The organism is Pseudomonas sp. PME37.24/025 (genome assembly GCF_055556615.1).
The window spans coordinates 1-242 of the sequence record NZ_JBVHNK010000445.1 but is presented as its reverse complement, the minus strand read 5'-3'; the positions used below and the strand labels follow the sequence as shown (position 1 = coordinate 242).

1 protein-coding gene is annotated in these 242 nt (G+C 60.3%); it reads left to right on the top strand.

The window, feature by feature from the left end; genetic code table 11:
• A partial coding sequence (locus ACZ3HH_RS31015; RefSeq protein WP_465810542.1) for a hypothetical protein occupies positions 1 to 242 on the top strand: 242 nt, incomplete at both ends.

Here is a 242-nt window from a genome sequence, read left to right as displayed (position 1 = left end):
ACAATCACCCACACGCCCGCCGGCGACCTTTATGACCTGACAGCAGCGCGGCTGCAGCGGGTTGACGGAATAGTCTTAATCGCCGCCCACCTCAGCCGGGCGGAAGTGCTGACCGAATGGCTTGACCCCTCCGTCATCGACGAATTCGACCCGGACACGCGCGATCTCGAATTCGATATCTATAGTCCGGACTGCCCGAACAAACCACCATTCACCGCTGACTTCATCGCCGCCTTCCGCGA